The following is a 5,473-nucleotide window of genomic DNA, read 5'->3' as shown; positions in this document are numbered from 1 at the left end:
AGCTGACCGGTCTGCTCGGGTCGACCCTGCCCAACCGTGACGGCGAGCGGATGGTCAACGCCGACGGCAAGTCGACGCTGTTCGACGGTCGTTCCGGTGAGCCGTTCCCGTACCCGGTCGCGGTCGGTTACATGTACATCCTGAAGCTGCACCACCTGGTCGACGACAAGATCCACGCCCGTTCGACCGGTCCGTACTCGATGATCACGCAGCAGCCGCTGGGTGGTAAGGCGCAGTTCGGTGGTCAGCGATTCGGTGAGATGGAGTGCTGGGCCATGCAGGCCTACGGTGCGGCGTACACGCTGCAGGAACTCCTGACCATCAAGTCCGACGACGTGGTCGGCCGCGTGAAGGTCTACGAGGCCATCGTCAAGGGCGAGAACATTCCGGAGCCGGGCATCCCGGAGTCGTTCAAGGTGCTCCTCAAGGAACTCCAGTCACTGTGCCTCAACGTCGAGGTGCTGTCTTCGGACGGCGCCGCGATCGAGATGGGCGGCGGCGAAGACGAGGATCTGGAGCGCGCGGCCGCGAACCTGGGCATCAACCTGTCCAGGAACGAAGCCGCCACCATCGACGATCTGGCGAACTAGGTGGTAAGCGGTGCGGTCGCTGTGGAAGCGACCGCGCCGCGCACCGCGCTCGACAACTAGTGAACTTTTGCTCGAATTCGACCCGAACAGGGGAAAGGAAGTTACGTGCTAGACGTCAACTTCTTCGATGAACTCCGGATCGGCCTTGCCTCCGCCGATGACATCCGCCAGTGGTCTTTCGGCGAGGTGAAGAAGCCGGAGACCATCAACTACCGCACGCTCAAGCCGGAGAAGGACGGGCTCTTCTGCGAGAAGATCTTCGGTCCCACCCGGGACTGGGAGTGCTACTGCGGCAAGTACAAGCGTGTCCGCTTCAAGGGCATCATCTGTGAGCGCTGTGGCGTCGAGGTGACTCGCGCCAAGGTGCGTCGTGAGCGGATGGGCCACATCGAGCTGGCCGCTCCGGTTACTCACATTTGGTACTTCAAGGGCGTTCCGTCGCGCTTGGGCTACCTGCTCGACCTGGCGCCGAAGGATCTCGAGAAGATCATCTACTTCGCCGCCTACGTCATCGTCGGCGTCGACGAGGAGCTGCGTCACAACGAGCTCTCCACGCTCGAAGCCGAGATGGAGGTCGAGAAGAAGGCTGTCGCCGATCAGCGCGACGCCGACCTCGAGGCCCGCGCGCAGAAGCTCGAAGCCGATCTGGCCGAGCTGGAAGCCGAGGGCGCCAAGTCCGACGTGCGTCGCAAGGTCAAGGACGGCGGCGAGCGCGAAATGCGTCAGCTGCGCGACCGCTCGCAGCGTGAGCTGGACCGCCTCGACGAGATCTGGACGACCTTCACCAAGCTGTCGGTCAAGCAGCTCATCGTCGACGAGGTGCTCTACCGCGAGCTCGTCGACCGCTACGGCGAGTACTTCACCGGCGCCATGGGTGCGGAGTCCATCCAGAAGCTGATGGAGAACTTCGACATCAACGCCGAGGCCGAGAGCCTGCGCGAGACCATTCGCTCAGGCAAGGGTCAGAAGAAGCTGCGCGCGCTCAAGCGTCTGAAGGTCGTCGCGGCCTTCCAGACCAACGGCAACTCGCCCATGGGCATGGTGCTCGACGCTGTTCCGGTGATCCCGCCGGAGCTGCGCCCGATGGTCCAGCTCGACGGTGGCCGTTTCGCCACCTCCGACCTGAACGACCTGTACCGCCGCGTGATCAACCGCAACAACCGCCTCAAGCGACTGATCGATCTGGGTGCGCCCGAGATCATCGTCAACAACGAGAAGCGGATGCTGCAGGAGTCGGTCGACGCACTGTTCGACAACGGCCGTCGTGGCCGTCCGGTCACCGGACCGGGTAACCGCCCGCTGAAGTCCCTGAGCGACCTGCTCAAGGGCAAGCAGGGTCGTTTCCGTCAGAACCTGCTCGGCAAGCGCGTCGACTACTCGGGCCGTTCGGTCATCGTGGTCGGTCCGCAGCTCAAGCTGCACCAGTGTGGTCTGCCGAAGCTGATGGCGCTCGAGCTGTTCAAGCCGTTCGTCATGAAGCGTCTGGTCGACCTGAACCACGCGCAGAACATCAAGTCCGCCAAGCGGATGGTCGAGCGTCAGCGCGCACAGGTGTGGGATGTCCTCGAAGAGGTCATCGCCGAGCACCCTGTGCTGCTGAACCGCGCGCCCACCCTGCACCGCCTCGGCATCCAGGCCTTCGAGCCCCAGCTGGTCGAAGGCAAGGCCATTCAGCTGCACCCGCTCGTCTGTGAGGCGTTCAACGCCGACTTCGACGGTGACCAGATGGCCGTGCACCTTCCGCTGTCCGCGGAGGCGCAGGCCGAGGCACGCATCCTGATGCTGTCGTCGAACAACATCCTGTCCCCGGCGTCGGGTCGCCCGCTGGCGATGCCGCGTCTGGACATGGTGACGGGCCTGTTCTACCTGACCCGTCTCGACGAGAACGGTGTCGGCACCTACAAGGCCGCTGCCAAGGACGAGCCGGAGTACGGCGTGTTCTCCTCGCCCGCCGAGGCACAGATGGCCGTCGATCGTGGCGAGCTGACCGTGCGGTCCACCATCAAGGTGCGGCTGACCGAGCAGCGCCCGCCGCGGGATATCGAGAACGAGCTGTTCCCGGACGGCTGGAAGCGCGGCGAAGCGTGGCTGGCCGAGACCACGCTGGGTCGCGTGATCTTCAACGATCTGCTCCCGGCGGACTACGCGTTCATCAACGAGCCGATGCCGAAGAAGCGTCAGGCCACGATCATCAACGATCTGGCCGAGCGCTACCCGATGATCGTCGTCGCGCAGACCGTCGACAAGCTCAAGGACGCCGGCTTCTACTGGGCCACGCGTTCGGGTGTCACCGTCTCCATGTCGGACGTGCTCGTTCCGCCGGAGAAGCCCGAGATCATGGAACGCTACGAGTCGATGGCGGACCTGATCGAGAAGAAGTACCAGCGTGGCGCGCTCGATCACTCCGAGCGCAACAACGCCCTGGTCAAGATCTGGCAGGAAGCCACCGAGGAAGTGGGCGCCGCGCTGCGTACCCACTACCCGCCGGACAACCCGATCATCACGATCGTCGACTCCGGCGCCACGGGTAACTTCACCCAGACCCGTACCCTCGCGGGTATGAAGGGCCTGGTGACGAACCCGAAGGGTGAGTTCATCCCGCGCCCGATCAAGTCCTCGTTCCGTGAGGGCCTGACCGTGCTCGAGTACTTCATCAACACCCACGGTGCTCGTAAGGGTCTGGCCGACACGGCGCTTCGTACCGCCGACTCGGGTTACCTGACCCGTCGTCTGGTCGATGTGTCGCAGGACGTCATCGTCCGCGAAGAGGACTGTGGCACCGAACGCGGCATCCTGGTGCCGATCGCGGAGAAGCTGGCCGACGGCACGATCATCCGTGACGCGCACGTCGAGACCTCCACCTATGCCCGGACGCTCGCGTCCGACGCGGTGGATGCCAAGGGCAATGTCATCGTGTCGAAGGGCGCCGACCTCGGCGACCCCGCGCTCGACGCGCTGCTCGCGGCCGGTATCACCGAGGTGAAGGTCCGCTCCGTGCTGACCTGCACCACCGGCACCGGCGTCTGTGCCACCTGCTACGGCCGTTCGATGGCCACCGGCAAGCTGGTCGATATCGGCGAGGCCGTCGGCATCGTCGCGGCCCAGTCCATCGGTGAGCCCGGTACCCAGCTGACCATGCGTACCTTCCACCAGGGTGGTGTCGCGGGCGACGACATCACCGGTGGTCTGCCGCGTGTTCAGGAGCTCTTCGAGGCTCGTGTTCCCAAGGGCAAGGCGCCGATCGCGGAGGTCTCGGGCCGGGTGCGTCTCGAGGACGACGACCGCTTCTACAAGATCACGATCATCCCTGATGACGGGTCGGAGGAAGTCGTCTACGACAAGCTCTCGAAGCGTCAGCGTCTGCGGGTGTTCAAGCACGACGACGGCTCCGAGCGTCTGCTGGCCGACGGTGACCACGTGGAGGTGGGTCAGCAGCTGCTCGAGGGCGCTGCCGATCCGCACGAGGTGCTGCGCGTGATGGGTCCCCGTCAGGTGCAGGTCCACCTGGTCCACGAGGTCCAGGAGGTCTACCGCTCGCAGGGTGTGTCGATCCACGACAAGCACATCGAGGTCATCGTTCGCCAGATGCTGCGTCGTGTGACGATCATCGATTCGGGTGCGACCGAGTTCCTGCCCGGCTCGCTCACCGAGCGCGCCGAGTTCGAGAACTCGAACCGTCGCGTGGTGGCCGAAGGCCGCGAGCCGGCTTCGGGCCGTCCCGTGCTGATGGGTATCACCAAGGCGTCGCTGGCCACCGATTCGTGGCTGTCGGCGGCTTCCTTCCAGGAGACCACCCGAGTGCTGACGGACGCGGCGATCAACTGCCGCTCCGACAAGCTGATCGGCCTGAAGGAGAACGTGATCATCGGTAAGCTCATCCCGGCTGGTACCGGTATCAACCGTTACCGCAACATCCAGGTGCAGCCGACCGAAGAAGCCCGTGCCGCGGCGTACGCGGTGCCGTCCTACGACGACACCTACTACTCCCCGGACAGCTTCGGCTCCTCCACCGGCGCAGCGGTGCCGTTGGACGACTACGGCTTCAGCGACTACCGCTAAGCAGTAACCCGAACGCCCCGTTCCTTCTTGGAGCGGGGCGTTCGTCGTTTCTGTGTCGGTGTGGGGTGAGACCATCTCGGTATGCCCGAAACCGCAGAGGCCCTGTCGATCGAGGACATGGTCCGTGGCGCGATCAAGCAGGTGTGGGCGGACTGCCCGGATCTGGTCGTGGATGCCGTTCACGAGCGAACTGTGGTGGCGCACATCGCATCCGCGCTGAATCAGCGATTGTCGGTTCTGCCCGGGAAGTGGCGGGCGGATGTCGAATACGATCGTGTCACGAATTTAGAATTCTCGATGGTGCGGAAGCAGCTGCGATTGGCGCGCGCGGGGCTCGACGATGTCAGCTTCGTGGTACCGGACTTGATCGTGCACGAACCGTACAGTGGTTCGAAACGCGGCAATATCCTTGTGCTGGAGGCCAAGAAGGGGCGCGTTTCAGCGCGGGCACGCGAAGGCGATTACATCAAACTCTGTGCGTTCATCGAGCAGCTCGGATACCGGCACGCGGTCTTCCTCGAGTTCGACGGTGCGGGTGGCCGCCCCAGGGTCGAGTGGATTCGCTCGGCGTACGAGTACCCGGACCCAACCCTACGGGCGTCGGAGGAGCTCTAGTCCAGGGCCGATTCGGCGGGCCGCCGTGACGGGGCGGTGCGGGCGTGGGTGGCGTAGAGGGTCAGGCCGACGAAGGTGAGCCCGCCTACGAGATTGCCTAGGACGGTGGGGATTTCGTTCCATACGAGGTAGTCGCCGAGGGAGAAGTCGCCGCCCAGGAGCAGGCCGGAGGGGAACAGGAACATGTTGACGATGGAGTGTTCGAAGCC

Annotated in this window: 3 protein-coding genes and 1 pseudogene; 3 read left to right on the top strand and 1 reads right to left on the bottom strand. The window is 64.5% G+C overall.

Annotated features, from left to right (window positions below):
- The 3 genes and pseudogenes from ACFWF3_RS22530 to ACFWF3_RS22520 form a co-directional block, all read left to right on the top strand.
- A pseudogene (locus ACFWF3_RS22530) lies at positions 1 to 590 on the top strand (DNA-directed RNA polymerase subunit beta); the annotation flags it as partial.
- A gap of 105 nt (positions 591 to 695) precedes the next feature.
- Positions 696 to 4,649 (top strand): DNA-directed RNA polymerase subunit beta', encoded by a 3,954-nt coding sequence (locus tag ACFWF3_RS22525; protein WP_378990960.1) that lies wholly within the window; start codon positions 696 to 698, stop codon positions 4,647 to 4,649.
- 117 nt (positions 4,650 to 4,766) lie between these two features.
- Positions 4,767 to 5,264: a hypothetical protein gene (locus ACFWF3_RS22520; RefSeq protein WP_379315166.1), complete on the top strand. Its 498-nt coding sequence runs from the start codon at positions 4,767 to 4,769 to the stop codon at positions 5,262 to 5,264.
- On the opposite strand, the gene ACFWF3_RS22515 is transcribed toward ACFWF3_RS22520, so the two are convergent.
- On the bottom strand, positions 5,261 to 5,473 hold a 213-nt coding region (locus ACFWF3_RS22515; protein ID WP_379315165.1), incomplete at its 5' end, for a formate/nitrite transporter family protein. The genes ACFWF3_RS22520 and ACFWF3_RS22515 overlap by 4 nt on opposite strands.

This window comes from Nocardia sp. NPDC060220, assembly GCF_042727815.1.
In the GTDB taxonomy this organism is placed as follows: Bacteria; Actinomycetota; Actinomycetes; order Mycobacteriales; family Mycobacteriaceae; genus Nocardia.
The sequence above is the reverse complement of the archived record's forward strand: the minus strand, read 5'-3'. Positions and strand labels throughout refer to the sequence as shown.